This is a genomic window from Caulobacter sp. (assembly GCF_039596335.1).
Classification (GTDB): domain Bacteria; phylum Pseudomonadota; class Alphaproteobacteria; order Caulobacterales; family Caulobacteraceae; genus Caulobacter.
On record NZ_JBCNJZ010000005.1, the window covers coordinates 47,949 to 73,103 of the forward strand.

The following is a 25,155-nucleotide window of genomic DNA, read 5'->3' on the forward strand; positions in this document are numbered from 1 at the left end:
ATGCGCTGGACGAGGGAAGGCTGCGTGCTTGTTTGGTATGAGAGCGCGCCTGCAAAGACCCGGCAAGGGTTGGTCAGGTATGCAGCATTGGTGATCAGGATGTCACAGTAGGACCCTGCGTCACCCGAGAGGATCGACTCTTCGTCGTAGACCATCCCGCCACTGCCGGAGTTCAGCATCTCGATGAGTAAGCTTGAGGCCCCGACCACCGGAGAAACCGTGATGAAGGTTCCGGTCCCTGGGTAGTCTTGGACGACAGGGGGGCGTCCGCCTCCGGCCAGCATCGGCGTTGTAAAGGGAAACACTAGGCGAAGCCCTTCTGGAGCGACGCGCGGATCAGCGACGTGCTCTCCACGAAGTAGGCGATCATATCGACAGCGTTGGCCGTCGTGGTCAGCGAGGGAGCGCCGCCCGCGAACTTCCAAACCGTGTTGTAGGCTAGGGTGCGGGAGCCGGTGGCGTCCTGCTTCACGAGGATGACGCCCGAGGAACCGGGGGTCAGATTGCTCGGGGCGCCGAGGGTCCGGTTGCCGGCCAGAGTGAGCGTGAAGTTCAGGCCCGCGTTCTGGTTGATGGCGACGGTGGCGGCGTCGGTCAGGGTGATGAGCGCCTGGCCGTCATAGAGCAGCTTCGAGGTGACGTACTTGGCGTCATCCGTACCGGTCCAGATGTCCGTGGCCGTGGCCTTGGTCAGCGTGGTGCCGTTCGTCCCGTTGGTGCCGGGATTACCGGTCGCGCCGGTGTCGCCCTTCGCAGCCAGGAGCATCCACTTGGTGGGGCTCGAAGCCGGCGTGTTGCCCTGGTTGGCGTTCACCAGGGAGATATAGCTGGCGCTACCATCGGTCACGACGTCGTTGATGACGTAGGTGGCCGGGGCCGAGTACGCGCCACGCGGCACGAAGCTCTGGGGCACGGGGTTGGCCCCGGTGTCCTCGTCCAGCGAGAACACGACGGTGACACCCGCCGCGTCGCCTCGGGCGCTGATGTAGTCGCCCGGCTGGAGGGCGATAGGCTTGCCCCACGTCTTGTCCAGGCCGGCGGCGAGGGTGAAGGGGACGTCCACCGGGGTGCCGGCGGCGGCTTGATAGACGCGCAGGGTGATCGTTCGCGTGGCGGCGGTCGTGTTGACGAACACGAGACCGAAGACCACGACCTCGGCCCCCGCGCCGCACTGGGCGACGGTGGCGAGGCTGGCGGTGAGCGCGAGAGCGCCCGACTTGGTGGCCATTAACTTCCGAAGAGGAGAGCGGCCTTCTTGGCCACGCGCTTGGCGTAGACCTTGGAGGCCAGGGTTTCAGGATCGACGCCCAGGACAGCCTGGGCGGCGTCACGGGCGGCCTCGGCAGCGAGGCGGGCAGTCTGGGCGGCGGACGCGCTACCAGCAGCGGCGGTGGCCGAGTTGCCGGCGTTGGTCGCCGAGGTGCCCGCCGCGTTCTTGTGGGCGAGGGCGTTGGTCTCGGAGGTCCCGGCGTTGGTCGCGGACGTCGCCGCCGCGTTCTTCGACGCCAGGGCGTTCGCCTCCGATGTCGCCGCGTTGGTCGCGGACGTACCGGCAGCGGTCGCCGAGGCGGCGGCGGCGTTCTTGTGGGCGAGCGCGTTCGTCTCAGCGGTGCCGGCGGCGGTGGCCGAGGCGGCGGCGGCGTTCTTCGAAGCCAGGGCGTTGGCCTCGGAGGTGCCGGCGTTCACCTTGGAGGTGTTCGCGGCGGTCGCCGATCCGGCCGCGTTCGTCGCTGCGGTTTCAGCGGCGGTCTTGGCGGTTTCAGCGGCGGTCTTCGAGGCAGCAGCGGCGTCCCTGGCGGCAAGCACCGTGGAGATCGAGCCGGCGGCGGCGGTAGCAGACTCGGCGGCGGCGTTGGCGCTGGCATTGGCGGCTTGCTGGTTGGCCAGGGCGGTGTCGCGGGCAGCTTGGGCGGCTGTTACGGCAGCTTCGGCGGCGATCCGCTTCTGCTCGGCGGTGGTCGCGGAAGTGGCGGCAGCGCCGGCCGCAACAGCGGCAGCGGCAGCGGCAGCAGTCGCATCGGCAGAGGGACCGGTCACCGTCGAGGAGACGTGGAGCGGGCTCTCAACCCAATGGAGAACACCGAACTTGTCGGTGATGGGCCACTTGCCGTCGCTGTTGGGGCCGCCGTTGGGCGGCCCGCCGACCCAGTCCCGGTACTGCTGGTCGCGCAGCTCCTGGATGTCGATGTTGGTGCTGATCCGCGCCGCGAGCTGGGCGTTGGTGACGACGTCCGTCACGTCAGCACGCAGGGCTGGGGGACGACCCGGCCGCCATGGACGCGATGCGCCTGGCAGGAGACGTCCTCAGGGGCCTCGGTGCCGGCCTCGCCCTCCATGAGCTGGAAGGGGAGGTCGGCCGGGACGCAGCCGACGCGTCGCAGGATCATGCCCGTGGCGACGTCGTACACCGCGTAGGTCTTACGAGTGGAGATGTGGGAGCTACCTTTTGGCGCTGGTGAGGACTAGGGCGCGCTCCTCAAAGCCGACGTTCCCGCTCTCCTTGCGGATCTCGTAGTAACAAGAGACGCCGATGGGCGGGGTGACGTCGCCGAAGACGATGGTCATGGGGACGTTGTCCTGACCGTCGAAGCTGGCGCGGGTGCGGGCGATGCGGACGCCGTTGCGGTACAGACCCAGGAAGGCCGTGGTCCGCACCGAGGGGAAGATCGCGGTGGCATAGAGCGTCACGAGGACGACCCCGTCGCCCTGCGGGGTGACCGAGCCGCCCAGGAGGGTGACGTTCGTCGAGCTGCTGACGCCGATGGTCGAGTCTGCGAAGACCGCCACAGTCTGGGTGACGGTCTGCGGCTGCATCTTCGTCCAGTCCACCGAGCCGACCTTGAGGTGGTTCACGGTGATCGTGTCGGCGAAGATGTCCCCGGCGATGATCTTGGGGGCGCGGACCCAGCCGCCGGACACCTCGAATGGGACGATGGCGTTCCCGACGTTGGGGTCCACGATGGCAAACCTGTCGGCCGCCACGGTCATGTCCCCGGATATCCCGTTGTTGTTCAGGACGAAGCCGGTGATGTAGCGCTGGCCCGTGGGGCCGGCGACGGCCAGGGCGAGGCCCGCCTTCGCGCCGTACTTGGTGTCCACCGAGTTCAGAGCGGTGATCGAGGCGTACTTCTGGTCGGACTGGACGATCACCGCATTGGTGCTGGTCGCAATCATCCCTTCCGCCGTGATCTTGGCGTTGTTCTCGGCGATGACCGCAGCCTGAGTGGCGATCTTCGAGGCGTTGTCGTTGGCGGTGGCCACGACGCCGGAGAAGGTCTGAGCCAGGGTCAGGCCGTTGGTCATCTTCACGACGTTGTCGTTGAGGACCGCGCCCTTGCCGTCCGGCGTGGTGGTCGCCAGGAGATCGAACTTCCGGGCGACGGCCTCGGTGGCCGTGGCGGCAGCGGTGGCGGTCGACTGGATCGCGGCGGAGTTACCGGCGATCTGCGCAGCGAGCTGCTCCGTCGTCGTCGCCATGGAGCTGTCCAGGGTAGCCAGCGCCTGCTTGGTCTCAGTGATCGCTGTGGCCGACTGACCGGCCTGGGCGTACAGGTCGCTGAAGGTCTCGGCGACGGCGAAGCCATCCACCTTGACGCGCTGGCCGTTCAGGTTGAACGCCTTGCCGTCTGCGGTCTTGGCCCCGAGGATCGTGAACGTCTCGGCCAGGGCCGAGGTCGCCGTCTTCAGCTCGTTGGTCTTGGTCAGGACGTAGGTGCCGACCGGAACGCCGTCGAGATAGGTGACGGCCTCCATCGCCTCCTTCAACTCATGACCGCGCAGGGCCGTCTCGATGACGGTCTGGGCGTTCAGGTCGATGTCGGCGATGCGCTGGTTGAGGTCGGCGAGCAGCTTGTCCGCGAGGACCATCTGCGCCAGCTCGTCCATCACCTTGTCGGGGTCCGTGACAATCCCGAGGTTGTCGCCGAGGCGTACCTGGGCTGGACCGAGAGCGGCCTTGTAGAGGTCGAGGATTTCCTGCTGGGCGTACAGCACCTGCCGGACGGCCTTGTTCAGGTCTTCCTCGGTGAGGACCGCGCCGTTCTGGAAGTCGACCAGGGCGTGGTCGAGGGGAGTCTGGCGACGGAGGACAACAGCCGACCCCGCCCCCGTTGGGTAAGCCAGCCGAATACGAGACTCGGTCAGCCACTGGTGGGGGGCGAGGACGTTGTTGACCGTCACCACTACGTGGGCGGCGTCGATGTAGGGAAACGTGACGTCGAAGTCAGTCTGCCCCGACGCCGCCGTGTAGGCTACGTGGGTGAGGTACAAGTCATTCCTAAGGGGTGGTGCCTAGTAGCTGCTCCCGGAACCGGCGCATCTCTGCGGGGATGGTCTCGGGAGGCGCTCCGTTGTCCTGGAGACGCTTGAGGAAGTCCTGGGCGGCCATGTCGTCCGCCAGGGTCTTGTCCTCGTCCGCCAGCTTGCGCTTGGCGAGGTCGAGGTAGTCGGCCCTGGTGTCGCGGATTAGCGCCTCGCGCTGGTAGTCGGTCAGGTAGGCGTACCGAGGCGACGCGACGAGAGCAGAGAGCTTCTCGACCAACGTGGTGCCCCCGAGGCGGACCTCGGTGCCCATGATGACCTTCAGCCGTTCGACCTGGGCAGTCTTCAGCTCGACACCGCCCAGCTTCTTGACGTCGCGGGGCATGTCGAAGTTGAGCCGGGTCATCTCCTTGACCAGGGCCGTGGTGTCGCCGTCACTCCGCTTCACGCCGAGCGTCCGGTCGAACTCCACAGGCAGGCCCAGGAGGGCATCGTGGCGGACTTCGAGCCCGCCGCTCAGCCCGATGACGCTGGCCTCCCACTTCTCCCGGAGGGTGGTGGTGGCGCGCATGGCGTCGTTGCTGGCTTGGTCGAGGTACTTCTGGAAGCCCCCGAGCGGCACGGTGCGTTGAGCGAGACCGGCCAGGAACTGCTCCCGGCTGTACTCGCCCGTCTTGGCGTCGGCCATGCCCAGAGTGTTCTGGAGGGACTTCAGCCAGGACTTGGAGAGGACGCTGGTCGACACGGCGAGCGCGCCAGCCTGGAGGAGCTGGACGAGATCGTTACCGGTCTGCTCCTTGTCCTCCTCGGACAGCTTGTGCTGCCAGTAGAAGATGTCCGCGCCCAGGCCGAGAGGCAGGGCGACAGGATCGGCCCGGCCGTACTCGACGCCCTTGTACGCATATTGCGGACGGGACAGACGCGAGCTGGCCTGCGGCCCACCGTCGTAGCCGACGAGATCGCCATTGGCGGCCCCGACGTAGCCTTCCAGGATCAGCGCGGTGCCGAGGGTCCACCGAGCGATAAGCTCCGTGGCCTCCGGGCCGCCGGCCTGGATCTTCTCCTGCATGGAGCGGTAGAGCAGGCCGACCGGCGTGAAGTCGCGGGCGGCGGACTCGATGATCGCTAGGGGCGTGTGGACGAACGGGACGATGATGCCGGCCGGGTCAATGGTCTGGACGGCATTGGCCAGCCCGCGCAGAGCGGGGGCCTCAAGCCTATTCTGGAACAGGACCCGGCGGGCCTCGCTCTCGGCCATGGTCTCGACGTTGGAACGGTCGAGGGCTTCCTGGGCAAGGAACCGGATGCGGTCCTTGTCCTGGCTGCCGGCGCTGATGAGGTCTTCGAGCTGGTCGAGGTACTGGGTCGACGGGTTGTCGATCAGTTCATGCGCCCGGCGCTCGGCGAACTCCTTGAGCGCAGCGCCGTCCATGCCCAGGTCGATGCCGGACAGGGTGGCCGTCCGCACCGCCTCGGAATAGCGAGCGGCGTCGAACATGGTCTGCCCGATGAGTTCGTCAGGCAGACCGATGGCCAGGTGGCGGGCGGTGCGCGTGGTTGCCCCGAAGGTGTTGAAGGCCAGACCGGTGAGGGTCCGCCAGCCGGCCGAGAAGAACGGGATGCCGTGTTCCGGGCTGTCCTTCCAGGCGTCGATGGTCTGGGCGTCGATGTGCCAGAGCTTCTCATTGCGGGCGTCGGGACGCTCAAAGCGAGTGCCGGCGGTGCTGCCCACGTCGCTGCCGACCTTTTCGGCCGACATCAGGGGGACCTTGCCGAACTGCCTCTCGACCCATGCCGAGGCGGCGTCGAGTTTCCCGAGGGCGGCGCTGGAGCCGGCCCCCTCGGCGGCGGCCTTGGCCTCGCCGATCATCTCCCGTGCCAAGACTTGGACGGAGCGCGTAGCGCCGTGCCACATGGCGGGGAGCAGGGTGCCAACGTAGGCGTCATGGCTGGCAGCCGCCGCGACCCACTCGGGGTTCTTGGTGAACATCAGGCCAGCCTTGGCGGTGTAGCCGGTGGCCACCCGCGTGCCGATCATCAAGCCGCCGCCAATGAAGTTGAAGGCGGCGGTGCCCGGCGAGAACAGCGAGGCGGCCGTCTCGCGAAAGACGCGGAGCTTGCCAGCGACGCCCGAGAACTTGTCGGCCGCGCCGATGACCTTCGCGAGGTCGCCCTTGTGCTTCAGGATCGAGGCGATGAGGCGGTCCCGTTGGAACTGCGTCTTGGCCTCACCCAGCGCGGTGAGCTTGTCCTCGAAGGACTTCGGCACCTTGGGGGTGACGTCCGCCGGGTCCTTGCCCAAGACGCTGCGTGCCCGAGCCAGCCGCTCGCCACCTTCGCGAGCCCCGACGATATTCTGGAGGGAGCGCAGGCCCCGGCCCATGCTGGACGCGGAGCCACGGAAGGCGGCCTGGAGAACCGAGACGGTTTCAAGCTGCTTCAGGAAGGCGATGTACTCAGGGGAGCCGGCCTCCTTGGTGAACTTGGAGGCCTTCTCCGCGAGGACCAGGAGCTTCTGGGCTTCGCCGCCGATGAGGCCCGAGGCCGCGTTGGCGTAGACGTCGAGGTTCTTGGTCTTCTCGCCGAAGGTCTTGACGATGGTCTGGGTGTCGGTGCCCAGCATGTTGGCCATCATCAGGGTGGACTTGGTGGAGCGCGGAGCGGACCCCAGGTGCAGCGACATGGGCTCGGCCGCCGTGGCGATCCGGGCGACCCAGTCGTGTAGGGCGTCCATGGCCTGGGCTTCGTCGGCGTGCTTGGCGAGGAACTTGCCGAAGTCCAGGCGGGCGGGGTTGACCCCCATCCGCTCCAGCATCGTGAAGCCCTTGCCAGCCGCGTGGTCGTCCGCGAGCTGCTTCAGCTCCGGGGCGGATAGGCCTTTGACCTTGTTGGCGACGTCGAGGTGGACGCGTTCAAACTCGTCCAGCACATCAGGGGCCGCCGAGCGGGCGTTGTCGAACAGCTCGCCTTGCGCTCCGGGCGGGGCGTCGGCGGCGAGCGCCGGACCTTCCTCTTTAACAAGGGAGGGCGCGGGGTCGGCCTTGGCGGCTAGGGTCGGCGCAGCCTCGGCGGCTGCTTGTTCATCGACAGCCTTGGCGACGGTCGCCGGGTCGATGTCGGCGGGCTGGGTCGGGGCAGCCTCGCGGGCCACCATCTCCAGCTTCTCGACCTTGGCCTGCTTCAGCAGCCGGGCCGCCTTGACCACGCCCGTGAAGGCGGCGTCCATGGCGATGCCGGTGACGATGTCCGCCCCCGCGTTCTTGAAGCGGGCGACCACCTCGCTGTCGGTCTCGTTGACGGCCAGGGCCGTCACGACGTCATCGACGTGGAGGAACTTAGCGACCTCGTTCTCATGGATGCCGGCTTGCTTCGCCAAGTTGGCGAGGTTGCCTTCGAGCGGGTCGAGCTTCTGGTAGGAGGCCACGGCCGACGCCAGCATGGGGCGGGTCCACTTGGCCACCGTGCCTAGCTTGTTGACGGCCGAGGTGGCCTTCATGATCGGCACGAAGTTGGCCGCGAACTCGGAGATGTCGCGCGTTACCTTCGCCCCGCCGCGCACCGGCTCGGGCAGAGCCTGCTTCAGGCTGCCGCGAACGCTGGCGGATAGGGCGGTTTGGGCTGCGTCGAACTCGGCGGCGCTGCCAATACGCATCTTGCCGTCCGGCCCCCGGATCACGCCGCCAGGCAGCGTGATGCCGAAGGTGTTGTGGAGGCCGCGCTCGATGGCGACGCCAACCTTGCGGTCGACCGAGCCGACCGTGTCGAGGAAGCTGAAGCCCGCATCAGCAACCCCGCCGACGACGCCGCGCCACCCGTAGTCTTCCCAAGCCCCCGGCTTGGCCGGAGGTTTCGGTCGGACGTGGACGGGGGTGCGGTTCGTCAGGACAGGGGTGCCCTTGGGCGGGGCAGGTTGTCGGAAAGCCTTGTCGATCTCCTCCGTCTCTTCGCGGTAGGCGTCGTGGAAGGCGTCGGAGAGATCGGTCATCAGGTTCCTGGGTTACTTCTTCTTGACCTCGGTGCGGGTCGGGGTGGTCGCACGGGCAGACGCCTCGCGGATCGCCGGGTCGATACGGTCTTCAGGGATGTTGGCGGCAGCGAAGCCGGCCCGCATGGCTTCCTCCGGCTTGGCCCCCTTACGGAGGCTCCGGTAGAAACTCAGGTAGGCGGCCTGCTTGCGCTGCTCGAAGGTCTCGCGGGGCATGTAGCCGGGACGGCCAGCGCGGGAGGCGAAGGTCGACCAGTTGTCGTCGAAGACGTACTTGAAGTCCTCGGCCCCGGCCTGCTTCACCACATCGCTGTCCGCAGGCAGCTTCCCGATTTCCGACTGGAGAACCCTGAAGGTGTCCCCGTCGATCTTCCGGTTGGCGTAGAGGCGGGTCGCGGTGGCGAGAGCGGACTGCGGGTTGGCTCCGACCGAATAGGCTTGGAGCATGAACTCGTCAGCGGCGCGGCCTGCGGCGCGGTCGGCACGGGCCTGTGCCCGGTCAGCGAGCGCCATGCGGTGTTCCTGCTGGCTCTGAGCCCAGCGGATGTCCGACCGGCCTCGCTCCAGCTTCTGGCGCTGCTCGTCGTCCCAGTGTTCCTGCACGGCGAAGAGGTTGTCCACGTCCTGCGGCCGGAGCTGACCGCTGTCGACGTAGGCTTGGACCTCGCCGGTAGTCAGGCGGTGACCTTGGCGGACCTTGATGGCCATCGCGCCGAGGGTCGCATTGGAGGCGTCCTGGGCGGCCTTGGCCGTCTTGGCTTCGACCTGGGCGCGCAGCGTGCGGGCTGCGTCGAGTAGGCCGTTCTCCTCACCCGCGTTCCAGGTCCGGCTGCCGTCAGCCTTACGGCTATTGGCGGCGGTCTCCAGGAGTTCGGGGTTGTCGGTGGCCATGGCGAGGTTCACCAGGGCACCGCGGAGTTCCAGCTTGGCGGCCTGCGGGGTAATCCCGAGCCGGCCGGCGGTCTGGATGGCCCCCTCGACGTCGACGTTGCCCTTGCGGGCGTCGAGCGTGAAGGTGTCGATGGTGGCGGTCAGACCCTTCTGGCGGACTTGGCCGGCGATGACCTCCTGCGCCTGGGCGTGGGTCTTCGTGCGGACATCGAGCAACTCGCGGTAAAGCGCGGCGTTGGCCTGAGGCGACCCGTAGTCGCGCTTCGAGCCGTCCTCGTTGAACAAGGAGGGCTTGAAGAGTTCGTCGAGCTTGGCGTTGACGTCGTCGAGGTCGGCCTCGCCGCCGGCCAGGAGGGTTTCCACCTCGGTCTTGGCGCGGGCTTCGAGGTCGGCCGCAGTAGTCCTTGCGCGGCCCACGGCCAGCACTTCGGCATACGCGGCGGAGCGCTTCACGGCCTCAGGATCGACGGTGCCGGTGGCGTAGTCGGCCTGGGCCTGGAGGGCCTGGGTCTTCTCGGCCTCGAAGTGCTGCTGGAGCGACATCTCAGCGTAGTCGTCGACCACCTTGTCCACGAGGCCGAGCGCCTGGCGGACTTCGTCCACGGCGTTGCCGCGCGAGGCGTTGCGCATGTCGGCGCGGACCCGCACCTCGGGGGTGTTGGTCTGGCGAGCGCGGGGGAGGACGACGTCGCGGTTGTTGGTGACCCGCGTCTGGTCGGTCTGCCGCGACGCGGTCTGGGCTAGGTTGACCATGGCGGTGCCTTAGGCGGAGGTGGTGAGGGCGGCGGCCTTGGAGCTGGCGGCCTGTTTGGCAGAGGCAGCGCCCGCGCCGGCTGCGTAGCCGGAGACGCCGGAGACGGCGATGCGCAGGCCAGCGCCTAGGAGGGTGGGCTGCGAGACCCGCGAGTATTGGCTGTTGGCCTCGGCGCGGGCAGCGTGGAGCTGGTTCTCAGCGTTGAGGCTGGTCCGTTCGCCGGCCAGTTCCTGCTGCATCACGCTGTCCAGAAGCATGGCTTCCAGAGAGCCGGAGCCGAGCTGAAGCCCGGCTTCGCCAGCGGCGACCTTGATGCGGGCCTGTTCGCGACGGGCCTCGCGGGCGCGGTCGTTCAGGTCGGCGGTCTCGGCCGTGCGGATTTCGCCCTCGGCTTCGGCGAGCTGGGCCGTGATGGCCTTTTTCTGGGCCTTGGCGGCTTGGACTTCGGTGATGACCTGGGCCGCCGTCGAGACGACAGCGATGGTCGCCATGGTGACGGGATCACACATCAGGTTCGTACCTTGCGAAGATGTAGAAGGGGCGGGCCTCCCGGCCGTAGCTCGGGATGGCTTCGAGAAGACGGAAGCCGCACCAACGGAGCCAGTGCATGGACTTCTCATTGCGGGCGTCGATGTGGTTCCAGAGGCAGGCATAGAGCCGGTGCATCTGGCGGAGATAGGGGACGGTCATGCGGGCAATGGAGATCGCCGTCCGGCGCTCATCCATGGCGGGGGTGCCCATCATCCAGACCAGTCCGCTGTCCGCCGGACCGCTCGGGGCGCACCCGAAGACGGCGACAGGGACGCCGCTGGAGATGATGACCCAGGCGCGCTGCGAGAGCATGACGCTGGTCGTGAGGGACAGGAGTGGGTCCATGTCCGAGGTCGCCGTGATCTCGTCGAGATCCGATGGGCGAAGGTTCTCCGCGAGAACCTCCAGCCAAGCAATGGTCTGCTCGGAGGAGGCCTCGCGGAGGTCTTGGTATTCGATCAAGCGCGGTTCCAGTAGAAGGCCAGCCACTCCGCAGCGACGAACGTCGAGGCGACGTGGGTGTCGTTGCTGATGTCGATGGTGGCCTGGGCCGCGTCGCCGTAGACCTGGAACGTGTAGTCCCCGCTGTGGAGGACCGGCTTGTTCAGGATCAGGTCCGCAGCGCCGACCACCTTGCCGGAGAAGTCCGACAGCTTGGCCGGCATGATCTCCTCCACCAGCGGGTCGAGCCCATAGGGCGCAACCTCGGTGCGGAAGAAGCCCGTCCCCTGGTAGGAGACGGTCATGGTGCGGAGCTGGAGGCGGCCGGAGGCGACAGCGGTCCCGTCCGACTTGCGGGGGAACTGCTGGCTAAACCGGAAGCGCAGCTCGTACTTGCCACCAGCGAGGGCCGGGCCTGCCGCCTCGTTCCCCGGGACGCGCACCGTGGTGGCGTTGAGCCACTCGTAGGACGCCGGGTCCACCAGGGAGCCAGGGCGAGCCGTGAAGGCGTTGCCCCGGACGAGACGGAAGGTCGCCTGGACAGGCTGGTAGGGCAGCACGAACACGGTGGTGTTGTTCATGCTGTTGTACTGGCCGGTCACTACGGCGCGGCGGTCGAGGTAGACTTGGAGCGGAGCCTCGGGCGGCTGTGCGCCGGACTGAAGGCTGACCTTCTCCAGCATCAAGCCGTCCGCGCGGGCGACCACGAGGAGCAGGAAGCCGCCGACGTAGGTCCCCGAGAGGACCCGAGCGCCAGGGCCGAGGTCCCAGTAGTGCCAGGCGGACATGGCCTTCTCGGTCGAGGAGAGCCAGTAATACTGGTACACGTAGACCCGCGACGGCGCTCCGTCCGTCAGGACGAACAGGGCATTGAGGTCTTCGGCGGGGACGATCTTCGAGACGCCAGCAGGGACGTAGCGGGGGACGTGGGCCGTGATGTCGGCGGCCGAGGTGGACTCGGCGTTGCCGGTGATCAGGGCGTATTCCCGCAGGGCCGCGAAGCCGCTGCGCTCGACGCTGAAGTAGACCTCAGAGCCGGAGACGGCGAGACCGGCGCGGACGTTCACGCCATAGCTGGTGACCGGCTTGATGGCGATGCTGGCTGGCGTGATGCCCGCCTCACCGTTCGACATCGAGAACTGCGTCTGGTCGGACGTCAGGATGATGCCGCCGTTCCAGGGGGCCGCGTCGTAGAGGATCGAGACCTTGGTCGTGGTGGCCGAGACGTCGATCACGTCGCTGTCCAGGAGGTCCAGCACGGTCATCCGCCAGAAGTTGCCGAAGTCACCCGCGACCGAGAGCGAGACGTTCTCATCGTAGATGAAGGCGAGGCGGTTCTGGTCGAAGAAGACCTTGCGGATCGTCCGACCGATGAAGCCCGGCGAAGGGTTGGTCACCTCATCACCGACGCGGCGCGGAGCCCAGGAGAACGGCGCGAAGAGAAAGGAGCCGTCGAGCTGGCGCACCAAACCGTGAGGCATGGTGGCGGCATCAGGCTGGTTCACTAGGCCGGGCCGAACGGTCTCGTCCCAGACGCCGCCAGTGCGGCGGACGTAGTAGGAGACGAAGCCCGAGGTGTCGTCTCCGGTCACCTTATAGATGGCCCCTTCGGCCGCCGTGGTGGGCAGCTTGTCGAACCGCTGCACTTCCCCGGCGTAGGAGCCTTCGGCGTTCGCGCCGTACTGATAGGCGTAGCCGGGACCGTAGGGCTGGGACTGAGCGTCCGTCCCATAGTCGCGGTTGATCCAGAGGTAGAACGTGGGGTCAGCCTCGACGTCAGTCCCGGCGGGGGACATGGCGCAGACCTTCTTGCGGTTCACGACGAACGTGTAGTCCGCCACGGTGAACAGGGAGAGGTCCGCGCTGTAGTCGGCGACGCCCGCGAGGTAGCCCCAGCCACCCGGCGCGTAGACCGTGCGCTCCGCCCCGGTGAGGTCGAAGACACGGATGACGCCGTTGGCGACGATCACCGAGTAGCGCTCGGTTGTGTCGCGGTTGATGTCGTGGATGAGGGCGTTGGTCGGCGCGGTGGGCAGGAGGCGGGCCACATGCTCGGTCGGAGGGCGCTTGCCCAGGCCGTCCGCCAGGGACAGCCAGGAGTTCACCAGGGTCTCCATCTGACCCTTCGAGCGGACCATAGGTGACTGCTGGGAGACCCCCTCGTACAGAGCCGGGAGGTTGTCGGACATCAGCCCCATCAGCCGGTCACTCGCGTGCCCGACCGGCCCGAGCGGTTGTACGCACGGCGGAGCTGGGGATTGGTGCGGAAGGAGTTCGTGTCGCGGCTGCGCCGTTCGTCACGGATGAGGATGGCCCAGGCCTTCTCCTCGTCCTCCTTGTTGTAGCCATCCAGTTCGGTGGACCCGATGATCCGCTTCTGGAACTTCCGGGCGGCGGCGATGGCGATGAAATAGCGGGCGGTCTCGGGGAGGTCCGCGAAGTCGAAACCCCAGGTGACCGAGAAGGCCACCGGGCCGTCCATGGTCCACGTCAGGTTAGCCCCGTCCCACAGGCAGAGGCCGGCGGTGGGGTGACGGCGCTGCACAATGTTGGCGCGCGGGTCCATGGGGTCGATGCGGAGGACGCCGTTCGGGATGCCGATGCGCCCGTTGATGTCGGGCGTGAGGACGTAGTCGTCGTCGGTGTTGAAGGCGAAACCGTAGAGCTGGACGAAGCGGTTGACCTTGGCAAGCTCGGCCTTGGCGATGTTCACGTCGCGGATGCCGCTGACAGCCAGGGTGTTCACCGGGGCCTGCCCGATGGACATCAGCATCTCATTCACCGCGTCCAGCTCGGTGAGGGGGGACAGTAGGCCCATGGGGCTCCGTGATGTGAGGAGACAAAACAAAGCCCCCCACGGGCTTGCGCTCATGGGGGGCTCTGGGTGGTCGAAGACTTACGAGGTCTTCAGCTCGACGGCGCACTTCGAGCGCAGCGGGTCGGTGCCGACCATCAGGCGCGAGAGCATCAGGGTGCCCTGCTTGTCCGGCTGGTCGACGACTTGCGACGACAGGCCCTGCACTTCGGCGGTGGCCGCAGCGTACGGGGTCCACATCGCGCCGACCGTGGTGCCGAAGTTGGCGCGGTACTTGGCCGGGATGTCGGCGTTGGCCGTGTCGTTCTTGCCGAACGGGGTGATGTTCGACTTGAGGATCTGGATGCCGTCGATGGTCGTCAGAGCCATGTCGCGGATCGAGGCGGTGCCGCCGTTGACGTCGCGGTTCAGGTTCTTGTCCGAGCGGGCCAGCAGGTACCACAGCGAGGTGGCCAGGACGGCGTACACCGGCTGGGTCTCGATGGGGACGTCCTTCAGGTCCATCTGTTCCTTGCCGGCCGACAGGCCGTTGATCAGGACAGACGCGTCGGTGCCGTAGGCAGCGTTCGTCAGGACCGTGCCGCCGGTGTCGCCCGTGAACAGGGCACCCGAGCGGGCGGCGCGGATGATCGTACGCATGACGTTGGTGTCGTAGAAGCGAGCCAGCGCCTGACCCAGCTCGGCCGTGTACGGCGAGCGGAAGTCGTAGTGCGACATGATCTCGTCGATGTCGGCGACGAAGACCGAGCTGATCAGCTTGTCGTCCGGGCTGACCACGATCTCCGTGTGGGGGATCTGGTTGCCCAGGATGTCGGTGCCCGGCGTGTGGTAGGCGACGGTCGTGCGCCAGGTGGCCGGGAAGCGGAACTGCTTGCCCTTCTCCAGGGTCTTCACCATGTGCTTGTCGCGCATGATGGTGGTCGTTTCGAACGCGGTGGCGACTTCGCCGCCAAACAGGTCCAGGTACAGCTCGTAGTTGCCGCCCGAACCGCCTTGCTTAATACCGGCGCGCGAAGGGGTAGATGCAGTCATAGTCTAGTTGAGGTCTCTAGTGGAAAGGGGAGGTGACTTGCCCTTTGGCCTCAGAGTCCATGCGTGTCGGGGTTGTCGCCCGCGAGCGGCCCCCGCTTGGATTGTTCCAGAAGCGTATAGGTGGCCGGACTTTCACCGGCTGTCCCCATGGCCATGGGGTCACTCGTTCACAGCACGAGGAGCTGGCCCTCTCCCAGATTGGCGGAGAGGGTCTTGAGGTACGCTACCGGACCCTAGCGGGTGCGGCTGTGGTAGGACGCGGCCATGTTCAGGGAGCCTGAAGCGCGCGAGCGGGCCAGCTTCTCGGCGACCTGATTGCGGAACGCAGGGTCGGTACGATACTGGGCGCTCGCCATGGCGGCGGTTACTTGGGCTTGGGACGTGAAGACGTCGCCAGCCTGGACGGCCGGGGTGGTGTCACCCAGCAGGGTGCCCTCGGTCGGATTGGCGGCGCGGTGCTTGCCGACCAGCCACTCGACAGCTTGCTTCGAGGTCTTGGGGTCGCCAACGGCGTCGTTGTAGTAGGTCAGCTCAGCGGGCGTCAGGCCACTTGCGGCCCAGCTCCGAGCGGTTTCGAAGGCGTCCTTGCCACCGGCCACCTCATGGGCGGCGAGGGTGGACGCGGCCTCCAGGGCCTTCAGGCCGGCGAAGTACGTCTCGACGACGCCTCGCGGGAGACCGGCAGCTTCCGCAGCGGCGAAGTCGGCGTCGCCCAGGTCGCCCGCTTCGAACTTCGAAGTCAGGGTCTGGATGGCGGCGGCGACCGGCTGGGGCTCACCTTGGGGGGGCTTCTCGCTTTCACCTTCCGGCGCGGCCGGGGTGATCTTCGGGCTGTCCTCAGGCTGGGCCGGAAGTTCAGCAACAGGAGCGGCAGGGGTTTCCGGTGCGGCCGGAGCACCCTTCATCTTCTCCAGCTCCGTGTAGGACTTCAGGAGAGCGTCGGTGTTCACGCGGCTGTTGGCGGCGTCCCAGAATTTCTCCGGGACACCTTCGGGCCGGCGCGAGGCAGCGAGTTCTTCGACGGTCTTGATCGCCGGCTCAGTCGGGGCCGTAACCTTCTCCGCCATCTGGGCGGCGTAGGCGACCGGGTCGACGCCGGGCGGGTAGGCCGAGGCCGGGATGGACGGGGCGACTTCCGGCGTCTGGTTCTCGACAGACATCAGTTAGAGCTGATCCGGCCCGTGATGAACGGGTCCACGCCCACGAAGGTGCGGACGACGGTACCGTCAGCCAGCGTGTCCTCGTGGTACTCGACCGTCGAGGCGGTGGTGTCGGCGACCGCGTCGTTCGACGTGATCGTGGTGCCGGGGGCCGCCGAGGTCAGCTCGGGTGCGGCTTCCACGGCGGGGGTAGCCTTCGTCATTCAATGTCCTGTTGGGGTTGAGCCATTGCCTCCACGCCGGCCTTGGCCAGGGCGGGGGCGGCAGCTTGACCGGCTTGCGCCGTGGCGGCGTTCTGCTGGTCGGCTTCGAGTTGCTCGGAGGTCTTGAGGAGATCAGCGATGCCCTCAACGTTGCGACCTTCGAAGATGCGCTTGGTGACTTCCTCGCCGTTGACGTAGCGCTCCACGGCACCAGGGCCGAGAGCAGCCGTCAGGTCGGCCAGCGCGTCACGGAGACGGTTGACCTCGGCGGTGCGGCCGAGCGCGTCGAAGCCCGTGACCACGCGCACGGCGATGGACTTGGGTAGCTTGGGGACGCGGCCCGAGCGGGCACCGAGGTAGAGGAAGCGGCGGACGAGTGGGAGCTGAAGCTCGCTCGACAGCAGGGTGTAGGTGCCGCCCAGGATCGTTTCGAGTTCCTCGGCGACCATGCGGACTTCCTCGGCCGTCGTGCGCTCCGAGTTGCGGATCGCGGACGAGCGGAGCAGGAAGGCGTTGGACAGCCGGTCCTCCAGGCGGGAGGCCAGCGCGTTCATCACCTGCCAGTCCTGGCCCTTGTCCAGGCCGAGGGTCTGAACGCGGTCAGCGTAGCCGGTCAGCCAGTCGCCAGAGCGGGCGTTGGCCAGCTCCTCGACATCGAGGCCCGAGTTCGGGTCGACGATGCGGATGATCTGGGCCGCCACCTTGGCGAACTCGACCATCGACTGGGAGAGGTCTTCGAGCGACAGGAGGTCGCCGATGTACTTGGTGACTTGGCCGCGACCGTAGTCCGAGCCGGGGACAGCTTCCCAGCGGAGGGGGAGCCAGCCGCACGATTCAGCAGGGGCTTGGCCCCGCGAGCCGGGGACCTCGACGCCCTTGATCTCCTGCCAGTGGACCACGTTGGACCCACGGCGCTGGACGACCGTGAACAGCTCGACCGGCTTCTCATCGGTTGTCTCCGTCAGACCAGTGGCCTGGCGGACCTCATCCGAGAGGACCGAGGGGAAGACCTGTTCGCGGACGATGATCTCTTTGAACTCGCCGCTGTGCCGGCGCTGGACCACATACTGGTCCAGTCGGAACATGCGAGTGGGGCCGTCCGCAGGCTGGTAGAGCAGCGCATTGCCGCCGACCACGAGGTGGGTCAGGGCCATGTTGAGGACGGCGCGGGAGACTTGGCCTTCGAACATCGCGTAGACCACGCCGCCCATGTCGGACAGGCGGGTGTTGGCCTCGCCGAGCTGGGTGCCCAGTTGCTTGGCCGTGTCGGCGTCCACCGCCAGGCGGTAAAAGGGGACGTTCGGGGGGAACAGGGCCAGGAGGCCCCGGCTGGTCAGGTTGGTCACGCCGTGGACGCCGACCGATTGGTAGGGCTGCTCCAGGACGGTGTGTTCGTCTTGCCCCTCTTGGGGGATTAGTCCGGGTATCGTGAGCTTGGCGGCATCACGCGCCCGCTCCAGCGGTGAGCTGCGCGGGGTCGACAGCACGGCGTACCGTGCCGAGGCGTAGGCCATTCGTTAGAGGCTCGCGGCGAACTTGTTGCCCGCCACCATCCCGAGGACTTTGCGCTGCTCGTCCGTGACGGACGTCGTAGCTGTCGGGCTGGCGGTGGGGGAAATGGTGAGGGCGGGGTTCCCCACGCGGCCCTTGGTGGACGCGGCGTCCACTCGAAGGGACTTCAGGCCGGTGCTCTGGGCGCGGATGATGGGGTCGATGCCGTCGAGGAACGGGTTGCGGAGGACCGCAGGTTCCTTCTCCGTCTGGGTGACGGCGACGGACTTAGGCTTCTTGACGAGACACATGTCAGTCCTGGGCGTTGGCCCGGTCGAGCCTTCGGCGCAGCTCCGTGACGACGGAGCGCTGCCCGGCCTTGAACATGATGGCGTCGTTGGTCGTACCCGGCGCAGGGATGAACTCGGGGTAGGCGGCCTCCAGCTCGGCGATGAGAGCATCAACAGAGCGAGGGAAGGGACGCGCCGCCGGGGCGGTGGTTGTGGTGGGTCGCATGGGCTCCAACGAGAAAACCCCCCGGCGCGAGCCGAGGGGTATCTTGGGGATTATTTTGGAGAGAACCAGAAGTGGTCGCCCTGCGGGCTCCAAGGGTGAGCTTTAATTCGCCCCAGGTTTCCAGAGCTTGACACGGCCATCAAAGTCCTCGTGACGGAGGATCTTAGCAAGTCGTGCCTGGATCAAAGCATCCGCCTCGGTCAGACCTTTCTTCTCGTAGCAGGAGACTACCGTCGCCCACGGGGAGGGCGAGGGCTCGACGTCCCATTCTACTTTGATGGTCCCCTTGTTCTTGCCTCGGGTGATCTCGCGCTCGCGACGGACGAACCGCAGCTTGCCGTCGAGCATCTCCTCGGCCAGCACCGGGCCGACACCGGGGCAGCCGGGGTAGAAGTCCGTGCTGTCGCCGATGAGGGTCTGGTAGAGGTGGTAGCGGTCGGCCTCCTCGACGGACACAAAGCGAACCTTCGGGTTCTTCTCGTGCGGCCGGTAGAGCAGGCCGGGGATCGTGATCATGTCCTTGTCGGCGGACACGATGATCCGCTCGTCGGTGCAACCCGGCTCCGTGGCCAGGATGCCCATGACGTCGTCGGCCTCCAGACGGGGGATCAGGCGGTGCGGGTAGTTGTCCCGTAGCCAGTCCTTGATGTCGTAGAGGTGGACCGGGCGCTCGCCCGTGCGGTTGCCCTTGTAGGTCGGCGACACCTCCTTGCGGAAGTTGTGGAAGTCGTCCGACAGGCAGATCAGGAAGTCGTCGGCCTGGAGGGCGGTCATCAAGTTGTCCAAGGTTTCCCTGGCGAACTCTCTGGCCTTGTCCTCGTCGGCCACGACAGACACCTCGCCATCGTCCCAGGCGTAGCGGCGCTCGTTGGAGGCCGCTGCCTGATAGGCGAGGATGTCCGCGTCGATGAGGAGGGTCCTCAATGGAAGCACCGGCCCGACAGGAGGTAGGTCTCCAGCGGGGTCAACAGCTTCATCAGGGCCTTCTTGGTCTCCTCGATGTAGACGCCGTCGTCTTCTTCGAAGCGCGGCAGCGGTCGGAACGACTGAGCGGCGACACCGTGGTAACGCGCCTCCAGGTACTCACCTTGAGCGGCGAGGGCCTGATGGTCCGTGAAGTAGCGCCAGGAGATGCCGGAGCTGTCGGTCCAGGCGGTCGGCGGCGGGGGAGGGGCGATGACCGGCTCGGCCTTGACGGCGCGGAGAACCTTGGGGGCGAAGCCAAACCTCACGGGCAAGCCTTGTTGGCGGCCTCGAGCTTCCCTTCGTACCCCTTCCGCTCCTCGCGGTCGGCCAGGAGCGTCTTAGCCTGGGTGTGGATGTCCGCCCCCTGGTTCAGCCGGTCGAACGGGAAGATCGGCTTGGCGATCTGCTCGACGCGGCAGGGGACGTAGACGGTCGGGGGCGGAGGCTTGGCGCACCCGGCCAGGGCCAGCGCCATCATGGCCAGGGTCGCGGCGATGGCGGCGTAAAAGCGGCGGATCAAGCCGGCACCGCTTCGTAGACCGTGACGGTCTTCTCGACGGCCACGACTTGTTCGCAAGTGACGAACTCGCCGTCGTATTCGAACGGGCGCTCGTCCTGACACTCGGTTGCGCCGATGCTGTAGTGGGTCCGATAGAACAGGCCGTCGAACTGGAAGATCATCTCGTGGTGGATCGACCACCGGCCATTATCCACGATGGTGTCCGAGATCAGCGTGTAGGTCTCCGGGGCGTCGCCCCAGGTCAGCTCGCGCAGCTCGCGGCTGGGGAATTGCTTACCGCTCATGCGGCCACCAGCGTCAGCTCGACGGGCAGGAAGTCGTAGTCGGCGCGGTCGGCCTTGTAGGGGATCGCGTTGGTCGCGCCGCCCTTGTTCGAATAGACCTTGGCCCGGTCGAGCGTATCGACCCAGCTCGAAGCGTAGTGGGACTGACCCGACCCTTTGAACTGGCCGGTCTTCTTATTGTGGAGGACGTAGCGCTTCATTGGCGTTCCTTGGCGATGGCCTCGTCCACCAGCTCCTGGGCCGCACGGCAGCGGTCCTCAGGTGCCGGGGTGGGCAGTTGAAGGTAGGTGACAGCCTGCTTGTGGTTGTCGGCGGCGCGGGCCTTGGCCTGCTCCAGGGCGGCAGCCCCGGCGAGGGCTTGGAACTCGGCGATGGTCTTCGCCGTCTCAGCCTCCCGCTGGAGCTGGGAGACCTGGGTCTCGGCCTTGTCGGCCTGGGCGGCATTACTGAAGCAGCCGATCCAGCCGAAGATCGCCAGCGCGGCGAAGAGGCCGGCGAGGAGACGAGACAGGCTCATGCCTGACCCTCATCCTTGACCTTCGCCGCGATGCCGAAGCCGCCGCCCGCGAAGATGGCGGCCGAACCGCCGCCGAACGACAGGGCGTCGAAGGGCTGCTTGTTGATGACCACGGCCCACCCGGTGAACACGACAAGGGCGAAGCCGGTGACGATGAGGCCGACGCGGATGACATCGAAGTCGTCCGCAGCGGTCGTCACGAGGTCTCTCAGGGCTCTGAGCATGACCGGAGTTTCCTATGCTTGGGGGGAGGGATGACGCGGGCGTAGTAGGCGGCGAGCGCCTCCATCTCCGCGAGGGTCAGGTCGTTCTTGGACCGGTTGGCCCGGAACGAGACGACCACCACGTTGCCTCGGGTGTAGCCGGCGGCAGGGTCGAGGCGGTCGAGGGTGGGGGAGTTGAACCTCGGCCCCTTCTTGCCCTGGCCTAGGCCGCTGACGAGAGGGATGCCGAGGACCGGGCAATTGTCTGGGATCACGATGTCCGCCGCCGTGAGGTCGAAGGGGACACCGGCAGCAGCCGCGCGACGCCTCGCTCCGGTCAGCATCAAAGCGACCAGACGAGACGCCCGCGGCTGCGAGGTTGTCGGGGTAACTACTTGTTTTCCTTGGGTTAGTGGGTCTCCGCCCAGTTGTTCCCAATCCCGTAGTCACCCGCGAGCGGGCAGTGCAGGGCGTAGAACTCACCGGCCAGGCGGATGGCGTCGGCGAAGATGCGGCCGGCTTGCTCGGCCAGATCCTCACGGACCTCCATCTGGACTTCGTCGTGGACGTTGGCGGTGAACGCGAAGTCGTCGCCCCAGGTCCAGCCCAAAGCGAGGTACTGGTTGTAGGCGATGACCAGAGCGCGCTTCATCGCGATGGCCCCGGCGGACTGGAGGAGGGTGTTCAGGCTGGCGTTGGCCGACCGGATGATCAGCCGGCGCTTGTCCAGGCCCAGGATGTAGCCGCGCTTGGCCTTGGCCTTGACCATCTCGGTGAGCTTGGCCAGCGCGGGCAGGCCTTCCATGATCCGGCGGCGGGCGGTGGAGCCGACGCGGACCAGGGCTTCCTCGCGCTTTTCCCCTGCCGGGTACTTGGCGTGGAAGCGCGAGCGCTGGGCCTCGGTGTAGTCGTCGTAGACGATGGCCCCGAGCTTGCCGTTCCCGGCCCCATAGATCAGGGCGTAGATGAACGTCTTGGCCGCGTCGCGGCTATTGAGCCGGACGATGTTCTTGTTGATGGTGTGGGCGTCGGTGCCCTTGGTCTTGTCGCCGTTGACGACCGACTCGGAGAAGGCCCCACCATCGTAGCGATGGTGGTAGTGGCCGAGCATCCGCAGCTCCAGGCCCTCGGCGTCGCAGCCGACCAGCTTGTAGCCAGGGCGGACGATGAAGAGGGCACGGCACTCCTTGCCGTAGGCCGACTTGGCCGCAGGAACCTGCGCCATGTTCGGGTCGCTGTGGGTCATCCGGCCGGTGACAGCGCCGTTGGTGTTGACGCGTCCGTGGATGCGACCATCAGCGGCCAGCTTGCGCAGCCACGCCTGCTTGCCTTCGACGATCTGGCCGAGGCGCTTCTCGACCGTCAGGTACTCCACGAGGAGCTTGGCCTCGGGGTAGTCCAGGCCTTCCAGGGTCGTTTCGTTGACCTCGGGCTTCCCGGTCGGGGTGAACTCCAGCGGGGTCCAACCGAACAGGGTGATCATCCGGTCAGCGATGTGGTCGCGGGAGGCCGGGTTGAAGACCGTCTCCTCGACCCGCGTGGCCGGGCAGCCGGCGACGTAGCCGAACTTCTTGTTGTCCCTGGCGGGCCAGATGAGGTCGTGCTTGCCCTTCTTGCGGACGGGCGCGAACCAGGGCTTGAAGACCTGACGGAGCTGGTCGCCTAGCTCAGCATGGCGACGCTGCAGGATATGGATCAGCTCGTCGGCAGCAGCGCGGTCGAAGAGGAACCCGTGGTCCTCCTGGAGCCGGAGGATGTGGGCGACCTCGTTCTCCAGAACGAAGACCTCGGCATCCCATTCCTTACTGTCGATCTTGGCGAACAGCGTCTCGGTGACGTCGTTGTCGAGCGCGCAGTAGTCGTCCATGTCCAGCGTGAAGGTCCGCCAGACGAAGGCCTCCAGCTCATCGCCAGCCAGCCCGAGAGCCTTGCCCTCTTCCTTGCGGCGGGCCGAGTAGTCGCCCTTGTGCAGGCCCAGCCGGTGGCCCCAGGCCGCCAGCTTGTGGGTGCCCATGAGCCGCTCTTTGACGAACTCGGGGGTGCGCTTGCCGGCCTTCAGGGCCGTGTTGTCGATGTCGAAGATGTTCGGCCAGACGACGCGGGCCTCGACCAGGGAGTCCCGGATGTAGCCCTTGGGCTGGAACCAGGGGAAAAGCTTCTGGATCGCCTTGACGTCGAAGCCGATGACGTTGTGGCCACCGATGCACTCGGCTTCCATGAGCAGGCGTAGGCCCTCTTCGAGAGAGCCATCGCGCTTCGTGGGGGTGCCGTCGTCGTAGTGGCCGGAGTTGTAGCGCTTCTTCTTCCCGCTCGCCGTGTTGGTGATGTTCAGGCAGTGGATGCGGGTCAGCTTGTCGAGCAAGCCGTCAGTCTCGGTATCGAAGATGAGCAGTGGGGGCTCCTCGCCGGGGCTCACGGCCAGCGGCGCTCAAGGCAAAAAAAAGCCCCCGGCGGTGAGGCCGAGGGCGAGGGGTGGGGATAGTCGGGAGGGGGCTAGGCGGTGACGGTGGCGGTCGGGTCCGGCGTCTTCCCCTCCAGCTCGATGAGCATGTCCAGGAAGTGGCGGGCCTTCTTCAGGTCCTGGATGCCGCCCTTCTTGCGCCAGCGGCTGACGTACTTGACCACGCAGCCTTCGATGAAGTTCAGCCCGTTGGCGTGGATGAACTCGACCGGCTGGATGGCGCAGTCCTTGTAGTGACCGCCGCCCACCTGGGTGGTCAGTGCCGTGGCGCTGGCGGCGACAGCGGCGGATGCAGGCTGGACAACGCGGTAGCGCTGGGCCGGACAGCCGTTCTGCTCCAGGGTCTCCCGCGCGTTGAAGCGCAGGTAGTAGCCGCAGGCAGAGACGCTGTGGACGACTAGTCGTTGGCCCTTGGTGTGTCGCCAGGAGGCGTGGGCATCGACGCACTCGACGGTGTCGCCGACCTGGGGCTTATAGGTCATGGTTCTGGGTCTCGTCTTTGAAGGGGCAGCCGCTTTCCAGCGGACATTCGACCATCCGGCCGGTCTCCCGGTCGAAGGTCAGGCCGAGCAGCGGGCCAACGGCCTCACCGAACTCGCGGTCTTTCAGGCCCCGCACGGTGGTGGGGCTGTCGGGGTCTTGCTTGTCCCGCTCCAGGCCGATCATGGCGTGGGACCAACGGGCGATGGCGCGGCTACCGGTGAAGTGCTTCTCCAGTACCCGGCCGCCTTCCTCGTGGGCGGTGCCCTGAGGGGTCGTGAGGTGGCTCACGAGGTGGATCGTGGCTCCGTGCGCCTCGGCGATGCCGGACAGCTCGGCCATGATCTCGTCGAGAGCGCGGCGTTCGTCGTCGGCGTTGGCGACCAGGGCGGTGAGGGGGTCCACCCAGATGTCCAGCACCCCCTCGGCGAGGATGAGGTACAGGACGTTGGCCTTGACCGTGTCCCAGTCCCGCGCCCCGAACATGTCGAGGGGCAGGAAGAGACCGTCGAGGCTGTCGATGGCGGCCTCCAGCTCGGCCGGGTCGTAGGGCACGTCCGGCTTGTTGAGCCGCTTGCCCATCGCCATGCCGGCCAGGGAACGCAGCGTCTTCGCTGGGTTCTCCTCGAACAGGATGGTGCCGACCTTGCGCGGCGGCGGGATAACGATGGGGTTCCCGGCGTAGTCGACGAGACCCTCATGGCTCTCCAGCAAGTCCGGCCGCATCGCGGTCAGCATGAGCTGCTTCATGGTGGTGGTCTTGCCGGAGCCGACGCCGGCACCCCACGAGTAGACGTAGCGGCGCTGGATGCCGTAGGTCCGCTCGGTCAGGGAGCGCCAGGGCCATGGGAGGCCCCACTGGGTGACCTCCAGGGCCTTCTCGCGGAGGTCCGCGACGGTCTTGATGCCGTCCGGGCGTGTGCTTTTGGCACCCCAGAGGGCGTCCACCAGCTCGGCCGAGCGGTGGTGCTTGACCATGTCGCAGGCGTCTTTGAGCGGCAGCCGGCAGTCGAAGACCTTGCCCGGCGTGAACAGCTTGGCGCAGGCCTCGACCGCCTGGCGGCCGGGCTCGTCCATGTCGAAGCAGAGGACGATCTTCTCGAAGCGCTCCAGCCACGCAACCTGCTTGGCGAGGTCGCGGGCCGCGCCTCCCGCCCCGTTGGGGATGGAGACCACGGGCCAGCGGTTGTTCTGCACTTGGCTGACCGCGAGGGCATCGAGTTCGCCCTCGGTGATCACGATCATTTTGCCGGCGTCACGCCAGACGTTCTGACCGTAGAGGGTGGCGGCCTTGGGGTCGCCGATCCAGGTGAACTGCTTCTTGCCGTCTTCCAGCCACCGGATCTTCTGGGCGACCGGTCGGCCGGCGGCGTCGTGGTAGGTGGCGATGTGGGCCTTGTGGCCCTTGAAGGTACCGACCTTGTAGCCGAACTTGTCGGCCGTATCGCGCGTCAGGCCGCGCTTGGGGATGGCTTCAACCACCCCGGTTAGTAGGTCCATGCTTCTCCGTTCTGACCTGGGGATGTCTTGCGGAGCGCCGTCGCCACGTTCGCGATAACCGCAGCCCATGCTGAAGCAGTGGGCGTGGCCGTCCGAGTAGCGGGCGAGGTTGTCCCTCGACCCGCACTCTGGGCATGGCTCTTTG

General features: G+C 67.0%; 26 protein-coding genes. All 26 read right to left on the bottom strand.

The annotated features are described in order from the left end of the window. Positions 1-304: 304 nt before the first annotated feature. Positions 305-1,228 (bottom strand): hypothetical protein, encoded by a 924-nt coding sequence (locus tag ABDW31_RS11655; RefSeq protein WP_343698841.1) that lies wholly within the window; start codon positions 1,226-1,228, stop codon positions 305-307. Continuing rightward, positions 1,228-2,238 (bottom strand): hypothetical protein, encoded by a 1,011-nt coding sequence (locus ABDW31_RS11660; RefSeq protein WP_343698842.1) that lies wholly within the window; start codon positions 2,236-2,238, stop codon positions 1,228-1,230. Before ABDW31_RS11660 ends, ABDW31_RS11655 begins: the two co-directional genes overlap by 1 nt. After that, the gene (locus tag ABDW31_RS11665; protein WP_343698843.1) at positions 2,235-2,387 is read right to left on the bottom strand and encodes a hypothetical protein; all 153 of its coding nucleotides are present in this window, start codon (positions 2,385-2,387) and stop codon (positions 2,235-2,237) included. The genes ABDW31_RS11660 and ABDW31_RS11665 overlap by 4 nt, the downstream gene beginning before the upstream one ends. A gap of 52 nt (positions 2,388-2,439) precedes the next feature. Further along, complete coding sequence (locus tag ABDW31_RS11670) at positions 2,440-4,269, bottom strand: phage tail fiber protein (protein ID WP_343698844.1); 1,830 nt, start codon at positions 4,267-4,269, stop codon at positions 2,440-2,442. Between the two features lie 7 nt (positions 4,270-4,276). Continuing rightward, on the bottom strand, positions 4,277-8,245 hold the full coding sequence (locus tag ABDW31_RS11675; RefSeq protein ID WP_343698845.1) for a hypothetical protein: 3,969 nt from the start codon (positions 8,243-8,245) through the stop codon (positions 4,277-4,279). A gap of 12 nt (positions 8,246-8,257) precedes the next feature. After that, complete coding sequence (locus tag ABDW31_RS11680; RefSeq protein ID WP_343698846.1) at positions 8,258-9,889, bottom strand: hypothetical protein; 1,632 nt, start codon at positions 9,887-9,889, stop codon at positions 8,258-8,260. Positions 9,890-9,898: 9 nt separating this feature from the next. Next, entirely contained in the window at positions 9,899-10,381 is a 483-nt protein-coding gene (locus ABDW31_RS11685; protein ID WP_343698847.1) for a hypothetical protein, read from the bottom strand. A gap of 10 nt (positions 10,382-10,391) precedes the next feature. Beyond that, a complete protein-coding gene (locus ABDW31_RS11690; RefSeq protein WP_343698848.1) occupies positions 10,392-10,883 on the bottom strand; it encodes a hypothetical protein in 492 nt (163 codons plus the stop codon). Next, the gene (locus ABDW31_RS11695; RefSeq protein ID WP_343698849.1) at positions 10,880-13,051 is read right to left on the bottom strand and encodes a hypothetical protein; all 2,172 of its coding nucleotides are present in this window, start codon (positions 13,049-13,051) and stop codon (positions 10,880-10,882) included. Before ABDW31_RS11695 ends, ABDW31_RS11690 begins: the two co-directional genes overlap by 4 nt. An 8-nt stretch (positions 13,052-13,059) precedes the next feature. Beyond that, a complete protein-coding gene (locus ABDW31_RS11700; RefSeq protein WP_343698850.1) occupies positions 13,060-13,680 on the bottom strand; it encodes a hypothetical protein in 621 nt (206 codons plus the stop codon). A gap of 78 nt (positions 13,681-13,758) precedes the next feature. After that, a complete protein-coding gene (locus tag ABDW31_RS11705) occupies positions 13,759-14,709 on the bottom strand; it encodes a hypothetical protein (protein WP_343698851.1) in 951 nt (316 codons plus the stop codon). Between the two features lie 233 nt (positions 14,710-14,942). Next, positions 14,943-15,869, bottom strand: coding sequence for a hypothetical protein (locus tag ABDW31_RS11710; RefSeq protein ID WP_343698852.1), 927 nt, complete (start codon positions 15,867-15,869; stop codon positions 14,943-14,945). Beyond that, positions 15,869-16,072 (bottom strand): hypothetical protein, encoded by a 204-nt coding sequence (locus ABDW31_RS11715; protein WP_343698853.1) that lies wholly within the window; start codon positions 16,070-16,072, stop codon positions 15,869-15,871. Before ABDW31_RS11715 ends, ABDW31_RS11710 begins: the two co-directional genes overlap by 1 nt. Then, positions 16,069-17,586, bottom strand: a complete 1,518-nt coding sequence (locus ABDW31_RS11720) for a portal protein (RefSeq protein ID WP_343698854.1) — start codon at positions 17,584-17,586, stop codon at positions 16,069-16,071. Before ABDW31_RS11720 ends, ABDW31_RS11715 begins: the two co-directional genes overlap by 4 nt. Before the next feature lie 3 nt (positions 17,587-17,589). Next, positions 17,590-17,874 (bottom strand): hypothetical protein, encoded by a 285-nt coding sequence (locus ABDW31_RS11725; RefSeq protein WP_343698855.1) that lies wholly within the window; start codon positions 17,872-17,874, stop codon positions 17,590-17,592. A 1-nt stretch (position 17,875) separates the two neighbouring features. Next, on the bottom strand, positions 17,876-18,079 hold the full coding sequence (locus tag ABDW31_RS11730) for a hypothetical protein (protein WP_343698856.1): 204 nt from the start codon (positions 18,077-18,079) through the stop codon (positions 17,876-17,878). A 102-nt stretch (positions 18,080-18,181) separates the two neighbouring features. Then, positions 18,182-19,003, bottom strand: coding sequence for a hypothetical protein (locus ABDW31_RS11735; protein ID WP_343698857.1), 822 nt, complete (start codon positions 19,001-19,003; stop codon positions 18,182-18,184). Next, a complete protein-coding gene (locus ABDW31_RS11740) occupies positions 19,000-19,311 on the bottom strand; it encodes a hypothetical protein (protein ID WP_343698858.1) in 312 nt (103 codons plus the stop codon). The genes ABDW31_RS11735 and ABDW31_RS11740 overlap by 4 nt, the downstream gene beginning before the upstream one ends. Then, positions 19,308-19,565 (bottom strand): hypothetical protein, encoded by a 258-nt coding sequence (locus ABDW31_RS11745; protein WP_343698859.1) that lies wholly within the window; start codon positions 19,563-19,565, stop codon positions 19,308-19,310. Before ABDW31_RS11745 ends, ABDW31_RS11740 begins: the two co-directional genes overlap by 4 nt. After that, positions 19,562-19,849, bottom strand: coding sequence for a hypothetical protein (locus ABDW31_RS11750; RefSeq protein ID WP_343698860.1), 288 nt, complete (start codon positions 19,847-19,849; stop codon positions 19,562-19,564). Before ABDW31_RS11750 ends, ABDW31_RS11745 begins: the two co-directional genes overlap by 4 nt. Beyond that, complete coding sequence (locus ABDW31_RS11755; protein ID WP_343698861.1) at positions 19,846-20,049, bottom strand: hypothetical protein; 204 nt, start codon at positions 20,047-20,049, stop codon at positions 19,846-19,848. Before ABDW31_RS11755 ends, ABDW31_RS11750 begins: the two co-directional genes overlap by 4 nt. Next, positions 20,046-20,366, bottom strand: a complete 321-nt coding sequence (locus tag ABDW31_RS11760; protein WP_343698862.1) for a hypothetical protein — start codon at positions 20,364-20,366, stop codon at positions 20,046-20,048. The genes ABDW31_RS11755 and ABDW31_RS11760 overlap by 4 nt, the downstream gene beginning before the upstream one ends. Beyond that, positions 20,363-20,566, bottom strand: a complete 204-nt coding sequence (locus ABDW31_RS11765) for a hypothetical protein (RefSeq protein ID WP_343698863.1) — start codon at positions 20,564-20,566, stop codon at positions 20,363-20,365. The genes ABDW31_RS11760 and ABDW31_RS11765 overlap by 4 nt, the downstream gene beginning before the upstream one ends. A gap of 412 nt (positions 20,567-20,978) precedes the next feature. After that, a complete protein-coding gene (locus tag ABDW31_RS11770; protein ID WP_343698864.1) occupies positions 20,979-22,931 on the bottom strand; it encodes a DNA polymerase in 1,953 nt (650 codons plus the stop codon). A gap of 131 nt (positions 22,932-23,062) precedes the next feature. Beyond that, positions 23,063-23,512, bottom strand: a complete 450-nt coding sequence (locus tag ABDW31_RS11775) for a DUF3310 domain-containing protein (protein ID WP_343698865.1) — start codon at positions 23,510-23,512, stop codon at positions 23,063-23,065. After that, the gene (locus ABDW31_RS11780) at positions 23,502-25,010 is read right to left on the bottom strand and encodes a toprim domain-containing protein (RefSeq protein ID WP_343698866.1); all 1,509 of its coding nucleotides are present in this window, start codon (positions 25,008-25,010) and stop codon (positions 23,502-23,504) included. The genes ABDW31_RS11775 and ABDW31_RS11780 overlap by 11 nt, the downstream gene beginning before the upstream one ends. Between the last annotated feature and the right edge of the window lie 145 nt (positions 25,011-25,155).